Source organism: Wolbachia endosymbiont of Nomada ferruginata (genome assembly GCF_001675785.1).
In the GTDB taxonomy this organism is placed as follows: domain Bacteria; phylum Pseudomonadota; class Alphaproteobacteria; order Rickettsiales; family Anaplasmataceae; genus Wolbachia; species Wolbachia pipientis.
Genome location: NZ_LYUY01000013.1, coordinates 1 through 17600 on the forward strand (window position 1 = coordinate 1; position 17600 = coordinate 17600).

Sequence of the window (17600 nt, forward strand, 5' to 3'; positions counted from 1 at the left end):
CATGCGATGCACGTAGTGCGAAAAATTAAACATGAGACGCCAAATACCCTAAGTTTTTTGTCATTAACCTGCACAGATTGCGAAGATAAATAAATAGCTTCAGTATCATGATAAGGGGGCTGGCGGAGTTTGTCAAGTAAGTTTTTTGTTTCTATTTCCAATAAAAGTTCGTTATATGGTTATGCAAGAAGTCTAATGAAGAAAAGACTTAAAGAGAGGCCAAATCAAAGTGCAATGGTATTTCACTAATCCAATTATTTTTTTCCTGATCTAGCCTATCATCCAATATTGCCTGCCTTATTGATGCCATTAACTTATTCATAAAGAAAATATTATGAATGGTAACGAGCGTGTAAGCCAGGAGCTCTTTAGCTTTCAGTAAATGGTGTATATAAGCTCTTGAATGTTTTCTGCAGGTAAAACATAAACAGTCACTTTCAATTGGGTTATCGTCTAGCTCGAATTGTTGATTCCGCAAATTAATATGCTCTTTGCACTTTGAAGAAATAGAATTTCTGTTTTTTACTTTAACAAGTGCGCCACCATGCCTTGCTAAGCGGGTTGGATGCACACAATCAAACGTGTCAATTCCAAGACTTACTCCATGAAAGATGTCCACAATTCCACCAATACCAAGCAAATGAGTAGGCCTGTCTTTTTTTAGGTGGTCCATAGTGAAAGAAACTACATCGTACATCTGCTCTTTACTTTGACCAAGTGATCCACCTATTGCTTGACCGAAAAATGGTAAATTGTTGATAAAATCACAACTTTCTCTACGTAAATCTTGATGTACTCCGCCTTGACTAATTCCATACAGTGCCTGCTTGCCATTATTGTTTTTTTCAAATTCATTTAAAGAGCGTTCAGCCCATCTGTGGCTCATGAGCATTGATTTTGCTGTGTACTCTTTGCTTACGTGAAATGGAGTGCATTCATCTAAAACTAGGATTAAATCTGCACCTAATTTCTGTTGAATTTGTATAGATTTTTCAGGAGTTAAACAATAAGTTTTACCATTAATGTAAGAACGGAAAATTGCCCCATCCTCATTAATTTTGATCAAAGTTTTTTGTTTTTTTCTTATTCCTTTTATCTCTTCCGAAACTGATCCGTGGCCTAAGCTAAATATCTGATATCCACCTGAATCAGTTAGCATTGGCCCATTCCATCCCATCATTTTGTGCAAACCACCAAGTTTTGCAACAGTATTCTCTCCTGGTTGAAGCATTAGGTGATAGGTGTTGGAAAGTATGATTTGGGTACCAGCTTCACTTATTCTTTCAATATCTGCAGCTTTAATTGCAGCTTTTGTTGCGCAGAATATAAAAGCGGGGGTTTCTACGCTTCCATTTGGAGTTTTAATTGTTCCAACTCTTGCAGAACCTGATTGCTTGATTCTCTTGAATGAAAATTCTTCTTTCATCTATTTGCCTAAAAGTTCTGCTATGATGTTTTCTACTTTCTCAGGAGTAAGATTTTCATAGAAGTCATTATTGATCTGCACAACGGGAGCATTAACGCATGCACCTAGGCATTCAACTTCTTTTAAAGTGAACAAATTGTCTTTAGTAGTCTCACCGATATTGATTCCAAGTTTCTTTTTAAAGGTGTTTAAAACTTCTTCACTATTGCATAACCAGCAAGGAGTTGTTCTACAAATTTGTATTAGATATTTGCCTACTGGTTTTAAATTATACATGGTATAAAAGTTTGCCACTTCATATACACGAATATGTGGAATATGCAGCATATCAGCAACATAACGCATAGCAGATTCAGAAACCCATCCGCATTGCTCTTGAACCAGGTATAGTAAAGGCATAACAGCACTACCTTCTCTATCTTTGGGATACATCTCTATAAACTTTCCTGCTTTCTTGAGGTTTTCTGATGTAAAACTAAACTGCTCTTCTTTTTCTATCATTCATGAGACTCGTGTAAACTTTAACAGATTATACCTGTAGAACCAATGATTGCAATTGTTGGTTTTTTGAGAAATAGCATAAAGCTTCTTAGCCCTCTTCAAGCTTATATTTACCTTTTAGTATAAAATATTATATTAATTTTTTAATTTTAGTTAAAATTTTCATTGACATTAACACACAGGAGTAATCATAATAGCATTTTATTAATATTTTAAATAAAATTATGTCTATATTAAGAAGATTGCTCGGGATCAACTCAAATACACCGGAAATTAAAGAAGCGATAGGTTTTAATCCAACAAACGTAGAATTAATTGAGGGGAATGGAGTTGCTTACGGACTCAGCTATCAAGATAATGGTAATGGGAGCAGTAAAGTAAAATTACTTATTAGTCCATTATATCAATCAAAAACATACGAATGTGGTACAAATATCAGCGTAGCAAATGAATTCAAAGATCAATTATCTCTCACATTAATAGAAGATTCAGCTGAAATAGATAAAGTTGGAGTTATCTTTCCTGAAGAAGGAATTAGCGAAGAAGGAGAAAAATGCGTTAAAGGCTTATCTTTTAACACTTACGGAATTAAACAATCAGTTAATACTCCTTCAGTTGAACATTTAGATAAAAGAAAATTACAAAAGAATATTGATAATAATAGTCTTGCAAATGTGGGCAATAGTTACTTTCAACCAAGAGCAGTGAAAGTTGGTAATGGTGACGTAATTGTAATCGCCCATAACTTAAAGGATCAAACTTTAGTTTCTTGGTACTTAAAGTCAAGCGAGAGCGGAAAATTTAAGGTATTGACTGGAGAAAAAGGTGTTACAGAAAGAAAATTGTTCAATTTTGATAATTAGGGGCAATTGGCATTAAATGGAAACACGATGCTTTATTCGCAAGTGAGCAAAAGGATTACTAAGGAAAATCAAGAGGTGAGAAAAACACGTATTTTTAAATTTGATATGGCTAAAGTGATTCAGGGTCTGAAGGATGGAGTTAATGGCTTTTTACTTGGTAATCGAAAAGGTCAAATAGATAATAAAGCACTATCTCTTTCTAGAGAACATGAAATAAGCTTTTTGCAGTATGTTGAACAAACGGAAGGAAATGATCTAGTTGCTTTTCTTGAAAATGACCAATCAGCTAATGAGCAGAGGTTACATATAGCAACTCTACTTAAAAATGGATCAGTGTCAGATTTTCCTATCTATCAATTTACAGATCCTATAGAGCAATTATATATTAAAGGCAACGGTCAGGGTGGTTTTATCGTAACTGCGGTAAGTGGAGAAAATATTGTAACTTTTAATCAAAACGGCTCTGGAAAATCTTCTGAAGCAACAATAATACCGGCAAATAGCATCAAAACTCTCAGTGATTTTGTTAATATCATTAACGGTCGATTAACGCCAGATATTATTTCTAGTAGTACCGTGGCTCCTATAACTGTTGCAGAAACGGTTGTGACTTCTAAGAAAACGCCGACTGCTGCAATTACTAGCACAGCAGAAACCGACGCTGTGAAGACTACTAAATTGACAACGGAAGCCGTTGCACCTACTTCTACAATAAGTAAACCTTCAACGGAGTCAACGACAGTAGCAAAAACAACTACTACTTCACAAGCGACCACGGTTGCTACAACGTCAACTAGTGTGCCGATAGTAACTTCAGGGACTGAGACAAGTACTGTAAAACCTACAGCAGCGACTGGTGCGTCGACTTCTACGATGAGTAAACCTTCAACAGAGTCAACGACTCAAACAAGTACAGTAACAGTGAAGCCAACAACAGAAGCCGTTGCACCTACTTCTACAACGAATAAACCTTCAACAGAGTCAACGACTCAAACAAGCACAGTAACAGTGGAACCAACTGCGCCAACAACAAGCTCAGAGAAAACTACACAAACAGTATTTAGTATACCAAGTACTAGAACAAAAGAGTCAACAACTCCTATATTCACCACGACTTTACTTCCTCAGTCTACTTCTTCACCACAACCTACTCAACTTGCTATAGGGTCTAATAAGGCAGGAATGATAGGGGGATCTTTGGTTGGAGCAATAGGTATTGTTGGAATTATAGGATTCATAGCATATAGATATGTTAAGGGTCGTAATGCTGCTCCTGTATTAGAACTAACTGATTTGGGTTATAGAAGGCGATCATCTTCAAGTAGCGATGAAGAAATTTTTACCACTGGTAACAGAATGCGAACTATATATCAATCTGAAACAGTGCTAAATAGTATATCAGTAGAAAGTAGTAGTCGATCAAGAAGTAGCTCATCGTCTTCAAGCGGTGGACCAGGCTCTTGACTAACTGAAGCGGAGTCTAAAAGTGAAAAAAGCTTATCTTGGGATAGTGATGATGTGCCGGAATATCACCTTTAGCTATTTGTCTAAATGTTTTTAATATGTAGACTGTTAGGAAATTGTCTTTTGCTTTTGTGATTTTCATGTTAAAGTATAATTCCTAGGTGAAATAAGTAGCTGCTGTTGTGTGATAAACATAGCAGAGGAAAGTCCGGGCTCCAAGGAAAAATAGTGACGGGTAATGCCCGCCGGAGGTAACTCCAGTTATAGGGCTACAGAAAATTACCGCCTAAAATATTTTTAGGTAAGGGTGAAAAGGTGTGGTAAGAGCACACCATGGCAATGGCAATATTGGTAGTCGAGTAACCAACACTAGGAGCAAGATTAAATAGAAGTAGATTTTATGTTTTCCTCATATCTACTCGGGTAAATCGCATGCGGTAAATGGTAACATTTACTCCAGATAAATAGCTACATAAACAGAACTCGGCTTATATTTCACCTAGGCGTTCACATGATACGTGCGATATAAGCCATGCTATATTTAAATGTGTAGGCATTTCATGCGTTGTCCTTCACTTGTTCTGCTTGATAGCCATCACTACTTTCGCCTACATTAACATTAGAATATTCATCATCATCAATATACTCTTTCAGAACATACCCTCTGCCCCAAACGGTTTCTATGTGGCTTTTTCCATCATTTGCACTTTCAAGTTTCTTACGTAATTTGCACATAAAAACATCAACTATCTTGTTATCTGAAGGTTCATCTAAGCCATTGTAAAGATGATTTAAGAACATTTCTTTTGTTAATACTGTTCCTTTACGCAGTGCTAGCAATTCTATCATAGAATACTCTTTATTAGTAAGGTGAACCGTTTTACCTTTCACCTCAACAAGCCTGTGATCAAAATTGATATTTATATTACCAATCTTTATCACCGATTCAGGATGGCCTTTAGTACGACGCACTATGGCCTTAATTCGAGCTAATAACTCACTTTTATGAAATGGTTTGGTTAAGTAATCATCGGCACCATACCCGAGTCCTTTAGCTTTGTGATTGACAGCGGATATACATGAAAGTATTAAGACAGGAACTTTGATTTTTGCACTTCTTAGTCTTAGCAATATATCATATCCGTCAATATCACCAGGCAAGTGTATATCTAAAATAACTAGGTCATAGTAATCTCCGTTTGAGGAAACCATATTATTGTTATAATCTTGTGCAGAAGTAACAACGTCACAGAAGTGTCCATCAGAAGTTAAGGCGTTAACTACAGTCTTTGCACTTACTTGATCATCTTCAATTAATAATATACGCATATTTTACACCCCATAAATAATTTATAATTTTAGTAATATATATAACTAAGGAAAGTAATAAATCAAATTTTTATTAACAAATGATCAAAATTACACTTATTAATTAATAGTAAATATATTGTTCCAAAGTTATATAAATAGATCTAAAATATAATAGACATACCATGATAGTAATAATATTTTTAGTAAATATTGAATTAAAGTTACTATTATTAAAAGAATACTTCGGTTAATAAATATTTAACTATTCTATATGTCTGTGTTATATTTTTAATTTACTTATCCTACTATTTTAAAGTATAAGTAATATTTTCAGGAATATTGTGTGGCAATATCAATTTTAGGTGCTGGTGCATGGGGTACAGCAATCGCAATTTCATTAGGTAGTAAGAAAGATGTGATTTTGTGGACTCGCAATGAAACTACATTTGAATCAATCAACGGGAAAAGAGAAAGTGACAAGCTACCCGGTTGTCGAATTTCTGATAATGTGTCAGTAAAATTGGCTATTGAAGACACAATTAATGCTTCAGTAACAATCCTCGCTGTTCCCACTCAGTCTCTGAGGAAGGTATGTCAGCAATTGCATAATTGTAATCTGAAAAAAGATGTAGCAATAATTTTAGCTTGTAAGGGAATAGAAAAGTCTACATTAAAATTACCTAGTGAAATAGTAAATGAAATTTTACCTAACAATCCTATTGCTATTTTTTCAGGTCCTAGCTTTGCTGTAGAAGTTGCAAGAAAATTACCCTATTCAATGGTTCTTGCATGCCAAAATAACACATTAGGTTCAAAGCTAGTATCAGAGCTGCAACAAGAAAATGTTAAATTGGAGTTTAGTAACGACATTATAGGAGTACAGATTTGTGCAGCGTTAAAGAACGTTTTTGCTATAGCGTGTGGGATTGTTCTAGGTAGTAAACTTGGGTTTAATGCTCATGCAGCATTGATTACGAAAAGTATGAGCGAAATTAAGGCTTTATACTCAGCAAAAATTGGTGACGGTAGTGTGGATATAAATACACTACTTGGGCCAGCATGTCTGGGTGACCTAATTATGACATGCACATCCTTGAATTCAAGAAACTTATCTTTTGGGTTTAAAATAGGTAATAGTGACAATGGCTTTAATGTTCAGCAGATTTTGTCAGAAGGCAAGTCAGTGATTGAAGGTTTTAGCACTGCTGAGTCCATATTTAATTTAGCAGGAAAGCTAAAGATAAAAATGCCTATATGTGAAGCGGTCTATAGATTATTGTATGAAAGCGCCTCTATAGAGGATACTATTTCTGTTCTTATAAGTTAATTTTGTATTTGGATATATTGTGAAATTTTTATATAAATTAATATCAACGTGGTGGCTGTCTGGAACAGTAAAAAAAATGCCAGGTACTGTAGGTAGTTTGGCTTCTTTTCCGCTTGTTCCTGTAATCCTGAGCAACAAAATTTTAGGTGCAGCAATTATTTCTTTTTTATTCTTAATTGGATTATGGTCTACAGGTAATTATATAAAACATTACAAGACTTCATGTGATCCAAAAGAGGTAGTAATTGACGAAGTGGTTGGTCAATTGCTGACGATACTTTTAGTTTCGATATTGTTAAGCCAAGAGATGAATTGTTCTTCATTGTTGTTGTGCTTTTTTTCTTTTAGGTTTTTTGATATAATAAAAACGTGGCCTATAAATTTAATCGATAAAAATACCAAAGGTCCTTTAGGTATTATGCTAGATGACGTTATAGCTGCAATTTTAGCCTGTGTTCTTATAGGAGCCTTTTATTGTTTATTGTTGGTGTATGCAGGATAAAAAAATTTATTATTCAAGCTTAATTGTTCAAAATCTAAAGGATTATATACTGTACACAGCGAATTTATCTGAGTGGGAAGTACACGATGAATTTGATAACATCATATTTACAATAAATGGTACCAGGGAGTCATTATTTAATTTTGTGTTCTGTGGAGATCAATGTACCGAGCTTTCTATACAAAAAACTCTAGATTATCTCAGAACAAGAGATATAGAAGCAACATGGGTAATAAATTCACATATGAAAATAAGAGATATTTTAGAAAAGTGTGAAATAAAACACGTTAGCACACCAAAAAAAGCTTTACTTAATATGAAAAATTACTTTTTACCTGCTGATGTTATTCCAAACTTGAGGTTAAATGCTGTGAATGGTAGCAACCTCTTAGAACAGTTAGATCTACACACTTCTAAAATTTTTTATCATGGCGTTGGAATTGTCAGCACATTTTTTCGCGGATTATCAAATTATGATGATAAGAACTCAAGATTAAGATTTTTTCTTGTAACACTAAATAATGAAATTATTGGGACATGCGGTCTTTATGTTCAAGACAGCGTAGCTGGTTTTTATAGTGATGGAGTTTTACCAATTTACAGGAATCGTGGAATAGGTACCCAAATGGTTTTAGAAAGAATAAAGATAGCTAAACAGCTTGAATGCAAATATATAGTAGCACATTGTATGAAATCTTCTGTGAACCTTTATAAGAGATTGGGCTTTCAAATGTTAGGCAATCTTTACTTATATACCTCTTCAGCATAATTCTGAGCGGTTACAAATTTTTACATTTGTTTTAAAAGTGCTATGTTTTTTTTGTATGAAGTGGTTTTAATATTGATTCTAATATTATTCTTTCTCTCTTATTCTAAATTAAAAATTAGTAATAAGATTAAGAACTTACAGCATCAAAATGTTATCATAAATAATTTAATTGATACTGTGAATGATGGGTTTTATATTTGGGATGCAAAAAAACGTATAGAAAAGTTCTCTCCCAATTTACTAATTTTGCTTAATACTGTTTTTTACTCATTTAATGAGTTTGTGAATTTTTTTGAGCAATCAAAAAGCTTAATCAAAAATTTTGTTGAGGCAAAGGAAATAAATAAATCTTTTACTCTAGATTTAAAGTCAAAAGACAGTGAGGTTTATTGCATATGTTACGGTAGAAGCATAATAGATGATTCTAACAATGTGATAGGTGTGCTGTTATGGATAAGGAATGTCTCAGACTGTAAGATAAAGGCTAACGGACTTGAGTTAGAAAATAGTAAGCTTACACAGGAAGTGGAGAGCTATAAAAACGTTTTCAACTCTTTACCATTTCCAATACTAAGATATAACAAGAGTAGAAAGGTGGAATTTTATAACTTGTTTTATGATAAATATGTAGATGGTTCTAAGAAATTTGCTATTACCGGTAGCGCTCATAGCACAAAACCAGGAAGACATGTCATAACTTATAAGAACGAACCTAAGGTTTTCGATTTTGTTAAAATTCCAATACAAGGTTCTGGTAGCATAGTAATGTATGGGAAAGATGTTAGTGATGCAGAGAAATTATATACTGAATTAAACAGTTATTTAGCTACACAGAAAAATTTGCTTGAGAGGTTACCGGTTGCTATAGTAATATATAGTAAGAATCAAAAGCTAAAATTTTATAATAATGCTTTTATAAAAACCTTTCAATTTGACCCAAAATTTTTGGCATCTTACCCAACTTATCACGAAGTTATGCTTTACCTCTTCGAATCTAAAAAGCTTTTAGAAAAAGAGGATTTTCAAACTATTAGTAACCAAAGACATGAGTTGTTCAAAAAATTATTTGAATCGTACGATGATACGATGCACTTCACAAACGGAAAAGCGTTCAGGGTATTAACAATACCCTACGCTTCGGAAGGTTTGCTGTTCTCTTACGAAGAATGCAAAAGATGATACTTAAACTCCTTCTCTCTCTACCATGAGCTGTTTTACTTTCGCTATTGCTCTTGCTGGATTAAGTCCTTTAGGACAAGTTTTTGTGCAATTCATTATTGTATGACAACGATACAACTTGAATGGGTCGTTTAAAACATCAAGTCTTTCACCTGTCTTATTATCACGGCTGTCAGCAATCCATCTGTAGGCTTGTAATAGTATTGCTGGTCCTAAAAATTTATCACTATTCCACCAGTAGCTTGGACAACCAGTTGAACAGCAAGCACATAATATACAGTCGGACAAGCCATCTAATTTTTTTCTATCTTCAGAAGATTGAGAGTATTCTTTATTTGGTAGGGCAGGCTTATCTGCTTGTAACCAAGGTTTAATTGATTTGTATTGCTCATAAAATTGGCTCAAGTCCGAGACTAGGTCCTTTATCACATACATGTGAGGTAATGGATATATTTTTACGTCACCTTTTATATCGTGTATAGATCTAGTACATGCAAGAGTATTGGTTCCGTCAATATTCATGGCACAAGATCCACATATGCCTTCTCTACAAGAACGTCTGAAAGTTAAAGTCGAATCTATTTCATCCTTTATTTTTATTAATGCATCAAGTACCATAGGGCCACAACTATCCATATCAATAAAAAATGTGTCTATTCTAGGGTTTTTCTCGTCATCAGCAGACCAACGGTAAATTTGAAATCTTCTGATGTTTTTTGCTCTAGCAGGAATAGGATAAATTTTGCCCTTTTGATTAATTTTAGAATTCTTTTGCAAAGAAAACTGAACCATATCACTTACCTTTTATTGTTTATAGCTAAAACCCTTTGTAGATAACATATTTTATTATCATCTACTATATTTTTATTAAATTCCTTTTAAATCGCACACATATTGTAGCCAAGCGAAGCTAAAATCTCTCTTTCTAGATTTTTCATTATAATTTCTTCATCTTTTTTTTGGTGATCATAACCAAGTAAATGCAGTAATCCATGCACTAATATGTGTGCAATGTGAGCAAGAATGGGTATACAATACTCATGCGATTCTCTTTTTATTGTGTCTATTGAAATTGCTATGTCTCCTAAATCGCACTCATTAGACAATTGTTCATACGGAAATGATAGTACGTTAGTTGGCTTATCCATTTCTCTAAATTTTAAATTAAGTTGATGTAGCAAGTCATCATCAGCCAGAGCTATTGATATATTTGGTTTATAGTGGTCTATTTTTAATTCTTTTAGAGAAGCATTGATGACACCTAATACAAAATTTTTAGGATTTTCTATAATGCTGCACCATTTCTTGTCAAGAATATTTACTTCTAACATGAGTGACACATCAGTAAGGGTGTCATGCAAATAGCTGACACTGGAATCCAAAAAAGAAGAGTTATAGACCCTTGTGTCATGTACACAACTGTACGAATATTGTACACTAGAAGGATGTCATCCCAGTGCCTAGACACTGGGATCCAGGAATTTTGATTAGACATCAAGTTAGTGAATATAAAAGTAGCTAATCTTATATTAAAACACAACGGCTTTAATGTGGTTGCATTAAGGCTGGATTCCAGTGTCAAGCACTGGAATGACACCTTTGTGTTTGATGCAAAATCGGCTATAACGTTTAATGCACTGCCTTCGAGACAAATATTCATACAGCTGTGCGTTGCGTGCTGAGATGACATCATTTAGGAACTGAAATGACAGGTATTACACATCACTCATCCTTATTATTTCATTCCATTCAATTTCCGAAACTGGGGCAATTGATAAACGTGGTTGTTTTAATATAGCCATATTTTTCAAAAGTGGGTTTTGTTTTATATTATTTAACGTTACTTGGTTATTTAAAAGTTTCAAAAACTTTACATTCACTAATCCGAACTTGGGATCATTAACATGATAATACTCTTTAAATACTTCAACGATTCCAATTATTGCTTTCTCTTTACCTGTATGATAAAAAAACGCAAGATCGCTTGCTTTCATAATTTTCATGTAATTTTGAGCTTGATAATTGCGCACACCATCCCACTCAACTACCTGCTCCTTTTCCATTTTTTGCCATGAGTATTCACTTGGCTCTGACTTGAGTAGCCAAAATTGCATTATTTTTTTCTTCTTAAGTAAGCTGGTATATCATAGATATTGCTGCCCCACTTAGCTCCTTCGCTTACCTGTTCAGCTGGTTTTGTTTCCAGTGTTTTGTCTTGCGTACTTTCACTTTGACTATATGGCCACTTAAATTTCTCTTTCTCTGAGTCTTCGCTCTGACTTATAGGTGAAGTTTCTGATTTATTATTGCGACCATCAATGCCAGTTGCAAGAACAGAAACTCTAACTCTTCCCTCCATCGCTTGATCAAAAGTAGCACCAAATATTATATTTGCATTTTCATCTACTTCTTCACGCACTCTATTGGCTGCAGCATCAACTTCAAACAGAGTCATATCTCCGCCACCAGTAATGTTAATTAATATTCCTTGCGCACCTTTCATTGATACATTATCAAGCAATGGATTGGATATTGCAGCTTCCGCAGCACTAATTGCTCTATCTTCTCCTTCTGCCTCTCCGGTGCCGATCATCGCTTTGCCCATCTCGCTCATTACTGTTTCTATATCAGCGAAGTCAAGATTAATAAGCCCTGGCATGACCATCAAGTCAGTTACTCCTCTGATGCCAATGTGCAGAACATTATCAGCAAGTTTAAATGCATCAGAAAATGTAGTTTTTTCATTTGCAATTCTAAATAAATTCTGATTTGGAATGACAATAAGTGTATCCACGTATTTTTGCAGTTCTTCAAGTCCAAGTTCTGCAATGCGCATGCGGCGCACACCTTCAAAACCGAACGGTTTAGTTACAACTCCAACAGTCAATATCTTTTTTTCTTTTGGCGCTCTATCCTTAACTGCGGCTCTTGCTTCTCTGGCTGCTTTTGCAATTACCGGTGCTGCACCGGTTCCAGTACCACCGCCCATTCCTGCTGTGATGAAAAGCATATGACTATCTTTTATATGCTCCATAATCTCATCAATTGACTCTTCTGCTGCACCTTTGCCGACATCAGGCAAAGCACCAGCACCAAGCCCCTTAGTTAAATTAATGCCAAGCTGAATTTTTTTATCACATAACGACTTTTCTAGTGCTTGAGCATCGGTATTTGCGACAACAAAATTCACTCCTTGCAAATTAGATTGGATCATGTTATTCACTGCATTTCCACCAGCACCACCCACTCCCACAACGGTAATCCTTGGGTGTAATATAGGTAACTCCGGCAGACTAAGATCAATAGACATTTAAATTACTCAAATTTAGCGAATTCACTTGATAATAAGTTACCGCTTTTTTAATAATATGCAAATACTTTTCACTTCTATAGGCGTAAACAGTAAACGGGATTTACTTATTCTTAACATTTATACTAATAAGTGCCGTTAATTATAATAACTAGATTCTTAAATGACATCACTTAACCGATGCAAAAAATAGAAAATGTTTACAAAAAGGGACAGAGACTATCCCTTCTTGTTTTGTTGAAGTTATTATATAGCTTCTCCTTTTTCTTTTCCTTTACATGCTTCAAACGCAACATCTTTTAATTTTGAGGCAACTTGATATGTTCCATAAAGAACAGCAGCTGCAGCAATTGCCATTATGGCACCCGCAACTATCTGACCAGCAACACCTGTTCCGATAAATCCAGGTAATGAAGCAGCTATTGCTTGATTTGTTCCAACAAAGTAACTGGCAGTCTTAGCAAGAAACCCAGAAGCTTCTGCTGCACTAACAAAGCCTGCTTTCATATGCATTGCTGTAAAGACAATACTTGCAACTGCAAGCGGAAATAATGCTGTTCTTAACTTATTATCCTTAATATACTGACCAAACCCACCAGCAGCACCTGTAACTCCCCAGTGTTCATTACCAGCTTGTGTGTATCCCTCTGAAATAGCGCGAAAAACACTATGTTCTTGTTCGTAATTATATTTTGTTAATGCCATAACTCTACTCCTTAAATAGAATGTTAAAATTTCATTAAGGGCAGTATACAATGAAACAAATTATCTGTCAAGTAAACTAATTTTTTAATATACCCTTATCCTATAATTCAGCGCTTCAGCAATGTGTGCTCTTTTTACTTCTTCATTTTTTGCAAGATCTGCAATGGTTCTTGCAACTTTTAATACACGTGTGTAGCCCCGATTGGAAATATAATTTTCTTTCAGTACGTATTTTAGCAATTCTAACCCTGCCTGATCTGGTTCAGTAAATTTATTAAATGCTTCACCGCTCACTTCTGCGTTACAACGAACATTCAATTTACTATAACGCTCAGTTTGAATTTTTCTCGCTGCTATTACTCTTTCTCTTATAATCTTGGTACTTTCTCCCTCCACAGAGATTTCAGGAGAGAGTATGCTGACGTTTGGCATTTCAATGCATATGTCTATTCTATCAAGCAATGGTCCTGATATTTTGTTTTTGTAATCTGTGCCACACTTTGGAGCTTTGTTGCACGATCTGCTTGCATCACCTAGATAACCGCACCTGCAGGGGTTCATTGCAGCTATAAGTTGAAAATTGGCTGGATAAGTAATGTGAGCGTTCGCCCTTGCAACGGTAACTTTTCTATCTTCAAGTGGTTGGCGCAGAGAATCAAGCACGAGTCTTGGAAATTCAGGTAACTCATCAAGAAATAACACGCGATTGTGAGCCATGGTAATTTCTCCGGGTTTTGCATTCTTTCCTCCTCCTATCATTGCTGGCATGGAACATGAGTGATGAGGTTCACGAAAGGGGCGAGTTACTTTGAATATTTCATTACCAGTTTTTGTTATGCTGGAAATAATATTAACATCAATCATCTCCTGTTCGGTCAAATCAGGCAGCAACCCTATAAAGCGTTTAGCAAGCATTGACTTTCCAGTACCAGGAGGGCCAACAAGAAGCATATTATGCCCACCTGCTGCTGCAATTTCAGCTGCTCTTTTTGCAACAACTTGGCCTTTAATATCCTTCATATCGGGAACCAATCTTTTTTCTTTGGGTGCATCACTATATTTAAAAATTACTGGCTGAGTTAATTGTTCACCCTTAAAGTGTCTGATAATATCAGTTAATTTCTCTATAGCTAGAATTGAAACATTCTTTACCCATGAAGCCTCTACTCCATTTCCCCTTGGGCAAATTACTCCTTTATTTGCCTGTTTTGCATTGATCGCTGTTGGCAGCACTCCTGAAACTGGAATAACTCTGCCATCAAGGGCAAGCTCACCCATAATGATATAAGACTGAACTTTTTCAACTGGTATCACATTCATTACAACAAGTAGTCCAATAGCAATAGCCAAGTCATAATGACTGCCTTCTTTCAGCAAATCCGCAGGGGAGAGATTAACTGTAATTCTTTTTGGAGGTAGTAGTAGATTGATTGAATTTAACGCTGCTCTGATGCGTTCTTTGGATTCCGCAACAGTTTTATCTGGCAATCCAACAATATTAAAAGCTGGAATACCATTTGCCATATGAATTTGTGCATTGACATTTACTGTGCTAATTCCCTGAAGCGCAACGGTATTTATATTTGCAATCATAATATATTATATAAAATTGTTAATACAATATATTAAAGAAGCGATGAAGTAAAGGCTACAGCAATTAAAGATGGCTTAACTTAGCAAAAAAGTGTAGTATTCTATCACTTTGCTGATTACAAATGTTTATAAGGATAATCACTTTTTTCTTACTATATTCAAGTACGGCTTTTTGTAGTGATTGTAATTTTAATTTACCATACTGTGGGCTCAGTTGTAATCTGGATCTATCATATAGAAATTTAAGTAATATAAAAAAGTTATTGAATAACGACGATAAGTTTGTTGCGCTTACGTTTGATGATGGGCCTTCCAACAATAGAATAAACGATATTATTAATGTTCTGGAAAGCTATGAAGCAAAAGCAACATTTTTTGTGCTTGGTGAACGTATAAATGAAAAAACGTCTGAAATAGTAAAGAAAATTCATGAATCAGGTCATGAGTTAGGCAATCACTCTTGGTCGCATAGGAAGTTGACATCACTTTCAAGTGAGGAACAATTGCAAGAATTGGAAAAGACAAATACAGCAATTAAAAATGCAATAAAACAAGATGTAAAATGGTTTCGTCCGCCATATGGATGTTATGACGATAATCTGATTGAAAATACTGATCAATTAAATATGTATTCAATATTATGGACAGTTGATTCGCTAGATTGGCAAGGTGATAAGCCAGAAACTTTAGTTGAAAGAGTTTTAAGTAATGTACATAATGGAGCAGTTATACTGTTTCATGATCACAATAACAGGTCAAACACAATTGAAGCTTTACCTCATATTATTAAAATACTAAAAAAATCAGGTTATAAGTTTGTGACCTTAAGTGAGTGGGAAAAAAGGGTTTGTAATACGGTAAAAGCCAGAAGTGTAACAATAAAAGAGGGGAAAAAAGTGTGTTTTGAAGGAATGTTATGTGGACAAAAAACAAAGTCTTTAACCGCAGAGCATTCATATTAGGTGGTATTCAGCTTACCATTTCTGCGGTTTTTAGTTGCAGGTTATATAATTTACAAATACGAAACAGACAAAAGTACGAAGCACTATCTAATAGTAATAGAATAAGAGTTGCTACTATTATGCCTAAGCGGGGCAAAATTTTAGATAGGAATAGCATTGAACTTGCGGTAAACAAAATTTCGTATGTTGTTTTGTTTGATGGTTCTGGTAAGGAAGTTGATTTGCAGACATTATCAGAAGTCGAGTCTAAAATAGCAAAATCGTCAGAAAAAATAACTGCTCTTTATAAACGTTATTACCCGTTTGGTTCAATGTGTTCTCATGTAATCGGATATACAAAAAGACAGCAAGGCATAAGTGAAGTAGGAATCAGCGGTATTGAATATACATATGATCATATATTGAAAGGCAAGTCAGGAAAATCTGAGCAGGAAATAAATTCTAAAAAACGCGTCATAAAAGAATTATCAAGCATACCACAACAAGACGGACAAGATGTACAACTGACAATTGATATTAATCTGCAAGAGAAAACCGCAGAGGTATTTAAAGATCACCAAGGCTCCGCAGTGGTAATTGATGTAAATAATGGAGAAATTTTAGCATTATATAATTCACCTTCTTACGATAATAATCTTTTTGCTAGCAGGCTATCAAATGAGACTTGGGAAAACTTGAATGCTCCTTCATTACCGCTTGTGAATCGTGCGTTATCATATCAAATTCCACCTGGTTCAATATTTAAAGTAATAGTTGCGCTTGCGGGTTTAAAAGACGGGATAATAACACCAGAAGAGAAATTCTCGTGCAAGGGCTATATGAAAATAGGTGAGCGGAAATTTCGTTGTCTGAAAAGCAAAGTCCATGGGTATATATCTTTAAATGAGGCAATGGCATTATCATGCAACACTTACTTTTATAATATAGGAAAAAAAATAAGTGTAGACTCTCTAGTAGAAATGGCCAGAAAATTTGGTATTGGAAGTGGGCCACTGATTGGAACGTTTAAAGAAGAAGCTCCAGGGTTGTTGCCAGATAGAGATTGGCGTACACGAAAGCTATATTCGCAGTGGTATTTAGGTGACACTATCAACTTAGTTATAGGACAAGGGTATATGCTTACAACACCACTACAGCTTGCAGTTCTTGCAGCGAGGATTGCAACAGGAAAAGAGGTAATTCCCCACATTAAGATGAATGAAACGATACAAGATTTTCCCGATATTGATGTGGATTGTGAGCATCTTAGCATAGTTCGAAAAGCTATGTTTGATGTGGTGAATTCTAAAACTGGAACCTATAAGAAAGGGCTAAGCGGTATACAAATTGCCGGTAAAACCGGTACACCAGAGATAAACTCTAAGGGCGAAAGTCATAAGTTATTTATCGCTTATGGCCCTTACCATAACCCGCGCTATGCAATCTCTGTGTTTATAGAACACGGCAAAGCCCCACGCCAAGATGTTGCTATAGCTAATGAAATATTTCAGTATATGCTTGAAACTATGAGTATTAAACTTCTTGCATAACCATATAACAAACTTTTATTGGGAATAGAAACGAAAAAACTTACTTGACACCCTTCGCCAGCCCCCTTATCATGGAACTGAAGCTATTGTATTTGCTTTCGCCAATCTGCAGATTAAAAGGTAAGGATTACTTAATGTATCGGCGTCTTATGTTCAATT

Annotated in this window: 18 protein-coding genes and 1 other RNA gene; 9 read left to right on the forward strand and 10 right to left on the reverse strand. The window is 35.0% G+C overall.

What is annotated here, in order from left to right:
• Positions 1–208: 208 nt before the first annotated feature.
• Together tgt and nuoE are read right to left on the reverse strand one after the other, a co-directional pair.
• Positions 209–1426, reverse strand: coding sequence for a tRNA guanosine(34) transglycosylase Tgt (gene tgt / locus BA053_RS01500; protein WP_065106679.1), 1218 nt, complete (start codon positions 1424–1426; stop codon positions 209–211).
• The gene (nuoE, locus tag BA053_RS01505) at positions 1427–1927 is read right to left on the reverse strand and encodes an NADH-quinone oxidoreductase subunit NuoE (protein ID WP_065094690.1); all 501 of its coding nucleotides are present in this window, start codon (positions 1925–1927) and stop codon (positions 1427–1429) included.
• A gap of 224 nt (positions 1928–2151) precedes the next feature.
• On the opposite strand from nuoE, the gene BA053_RS07940 reads away from it, so the two are divergent.
• The 3 genes from BA053_RS07940 (at position 2152) to rnpB (ending at position 4761) form a co-directional block, all read left to right on the forward strand.
• Complete coding sequence (locus tag BA053_RS07940) at positions 2152–2790, forward strand: hypothetical protein (protein ID WP_245611030.1); 639 nt, start codon at positions 2152–2154, stop codon at positions 2788–2790.
• A 27-nt stretch (positions 2791–2817) separates the two neighbouring features.
• A complete protein-coding gene (locus tag BA053_RS01510) occupies positions 2818–4254 on the forward strand; it encodes a hypothetical protein (RefSeq protein WP_245611543.1) in 1437 nt (478 codons plus the stop codon).
• A gap of 157 nt (positions 4255–4411) precedes the next feature.
• Positions 4412–4761: RNase P RNA component class A (gene rnpB / locus BA053_RS01515), an RNA gene on the forward strand.
• A 51-nt stretch (positions 4762–4812) separates the two neighbouring features.
• Here rnpB and BA053_RS01520 read toward each other — a convergent pair.
• Entirely contained in the window at positions 4813–5583 is a 771-nt protein-coding gene (locus BA053_RS01520; RefSeq protein WP_065094691.1) for a response regulator transcription factor, read from the reverse strand.
• Positions 5584–5908: 325 nt separating this feature from the next.
• Between BA053_RS01520 and BA053_RS01525 the strand changes: the two genes are divergently transcribed.
• The 4 genes from BA053_RS01525 to BA053_RS01540 are packed head-to-tail and all read left to right on the forward strand — an operon-like array spanning position 5909 to position 9342.
• A complete protein-coding gene (locus BA053_RS01525; protein ID WP_006280098.1) occupies positions 5909–6892 on the forward strand; it encodes an NAD(P)H-dependent glycerol-3-phosphate dehydrogenase in 984 nt (327 codons plus the stop codon).
• A 19-nt stretch (positions 6893–6911) separates the two neighbouring features.
• Entirely contained in the window at positions 6912–7394 is a 483-nt protein-coding gene (locus BA053_RS01530) for a phosphatidylglycerophosphatase A family protein (RefSeq protein ID WP_006279290.1), read from the forward strand.
• Entirely contained in the window at positions 7384–8163 is a 780-nt protein-coding gene (locus BA053_RS01535; RefSeq protein WP_006280097.1) for a GNAT family N-acetyltransferase, read from the forward strand. Before BA053_RS01530 ends, BA053_RS01535 begins: the two co-directional genes overlap by 11 nt.
• A 42-nt stretch (positions 8164–8205) precedes the next feature.
• Positions 8206–9342 carry a transcriptional regulator gene (locus BA053_RS01540; RefSeq protein ID WP_065094692.1) on the forward strand — a complete coding sequence of 379 codons (1137 nt, stop codon included), beginning with the start codon at positions 8206–8208 and terminating at the stop codon, positions 9340–9342.
• 3 nt (positions 9343–9345) lie between these two features.
• Here BA053_RS01540 and BA053_RS01545 read toward each other — a convergent pair whose 3' ends face one another.
• The 7 genes from BA053_RS01545 to BA053_RS01570 form a co-directional block, all read right to left on the reverse strand.
• Positions 9346–10134, reverse strand: coding sequence for a succinate dehydrogenase iron-sulfur subunit (locus tag BA053_RS01545; RefSeq protein ID WP_065106680.1), 789 nt, complete (start codon positions 10132–10134; stop codon positions 9346–9348).
• Between the two features lie 86 nt (positions 10135–10220).
• Positions 10221–10673 carry an rRNA maturation RNase YbeY gene (gene ybeY / locus BA053_RS01550; protein WP_065094694.1) on the reverse strand — a complete coding sequence of 151 codons (453 nt, stop codon included), beginning with the start codon at positions 10671–10673 and terminating at the stop codon, positions 10221–10223.
• Positions 10667–11002 (reverse strand): WPE palindromic element domain-containing protein, encoded by a 336-nt coding sequence (locus BA053_RS06585; RefSeq protein ID WP_174515860.1) that lies wholly within the window; start codon positions 11000–11002, stop codon positions 10667–10669. The genes ybeY and BA053_RS06585 overlap by 7 nt, the downstream gene beginning before the upstream one ends.
• A 55-nt stretch (positions 11003–11057) precedes the next feature.
• A complete protein-coding gene (locus BA053_RS01555; protein WP_065094695.1) occupies positions 11058–11456 on the reverse strand; it encodes an EVE domain-containing protein in 399 nt (132 codons plus the stop codon).
• Complete coding sequence (ftsZ, locus tag BA053_RS01560) at positions 11456–12652, reverse strand: cell division protein FtsZ (RefSeq protein ID WP_010962790.1); 1197 nt, start codon at positions 12650–12652, stop codon at positions 11456–11458. Before ftsZ ends, BA053_RS01555 begins: the two co-directional genes overlap by 1 nt.
• A 246-nt stretch (positions 12653–12898) precedes the next feature.
• A complete protein-coding gene (locus BA053_RS01565) occupies positions 12899–13357 on the reverse strand; it encodes a hypothetical protein (protein WP_065094697.1) in 459 nt (152 codons plus the stop codon).
• An 84-nt stretch (positions 13358–13441) separates the two neighbouring features.
• A complete protein-coding gene (locus tag BA053_RS01570; RefSeq protein WP_065094698.1) occupies positions 13442–14950 on the reverse strand; it encodes a YifB family Mg chelatase-like AAA ATPase in 1509 nt (502 codons plus the stop codon).
• Between the two features lie 122 nt (positions 14951–15072).
• On the opposite strand from BA053_RS01570, the gene BA053_RS01575 reads away from it, so the two are divergent.
• Both BA053_RS01575 and BA053_RS01580 read left to right on the forward strand, forming a co-directional pair.
• Entirely contained in the window at positions 15073–15912 is an 840-nt protein-coding gene (locus BA053_RS01575; RefSeq protein WP_065106681.1) for a polysaccharide deacetylase family protein, read from the forward strand.
• Positions 15867–17441, forward strand: a complete 1575-nt coding sequence (locus tag BA053_RS01580) for a penicillin-binding transpeptidase domain-containing protein (protein ID WP_065094700.1) — start codon at positions 15867–15869, stop codon at positions 17439–17441. Before BA053_RS01575 ends, BA053_RS01580 begins: the two co-directional genes overlap by 46 nt.
• The last annotated feature ends 159 nt before the right edge of the window (positions 17442–17600 follow it).

Bases quoted from the DNA above. Each gene is read 5' to 3' on its own strand.
- tgt (WP_065106679.1), bottom strand. From the start codon at position 1,426: ATGAAAGAAGAATTTTCATTCAAGAGAATCAAGCAATCAGGTTCTGCA.
- nuoE (WP_065094690.1), bottom strand. From the start codon at position 1,927: ATGATAGAAAAAGAAGAGCAGTTTAGTTTTACATCAGAAAACCTCAAG.
- BA053_RS07940 (WP_245611030.1), top strand. From the start codon at position 2,152: ATGTCTATATTAAGAAGATTGCTCGGGATCAACTCAAATACACCGGAA.
- BA053_RS01510 (WP_245611543.1), top strand. From the start codon at position 2,818: ATGCTTTATTCGCAAGTGAGCAAAAGGATTACTAAGGAAAATCAAGAG.
- BA053_RS01520 (WP_065094691.1), bottom strand. From the start codon at position 5,583: ATGCGTATATTATTAATTGAAGATGATCAAGTAAGTGCAAAGACTGTA.
- BA053_RS01535 (WP_006280097.1), top strand. From the start codon at position 7,384: ATGCAGGATAAAAAAATTTATTATTCAAGCTTAATTGTTCAAAATCTA.
- BA053_RS01540 (WP_065094692.1), top strand. From the start codon at position 8,206: ATGTTTTTTTTGTATGAAGTGGTTTTAATATTGATTCTAATATTATTC.
- BA053_RS01545 (WP_065106680.1), bottom strand. From the start codon at position 10,134: ATGGTTCAGTTTTCTTTGCAAAAGAATTCTAAAATTAATCAAAAGGGC.
- ybeY (WP_065094694.1), bottom strand. From the start codon at position 10,673: ATGTTAGAAGTAAATATTCTTGACAAGAAATGGTGCAGCATTATAGAA.
- BA053_RS06585 (WP_174515860.1), bottom strand. From the start codon at position 11,002: ATGAATATTTGTCTCGAAGGCAGTGCATTAAACGTTATAGCCGATTTT.
- BA053_RS01555 (WP_065094695.1), bottom strand. From the start codon at position 11,456: ATGCAATTTTGGCTACTCAAGTCAGAGCCAAGTGAATACTCATGGCAA.
- ftsZ (WP_010962790.1), bottom strand. From the start codon at position 12,652: ATGTCTATTGATCTTAGTCTGCCGGAGTTACCTATATTACACCCAAGG.
- BA053_RS01565 (WP_065094697.1), bottom strand. From the start codon at position 13,357: ATGGCATTAACAAAATATAATTACGAACAAGAACATAGTGTTTTTCGC.
- BA053_RS01570 (WP_065094698.1), bottom strand. From the start codon at position 14,950: ATGATTGCAAATATAAATACCGTTGCGCTTCAGGGAATTAGCACAGTA.
- BA053_RS01575 (WP_065106681.1), top strand. From the start codon at position 15,073: ATGTTTATAAGGATAATCACTTTTTTCTTACTATATTCAAGTACGGCT.
- BA053_RS01580 (WP_065094700.1), top strand. From the start codon at position 15,867: ATGTGGACAAAAAACAAAGTCTTTAACCGCAGAGCATTCATATTAGGT.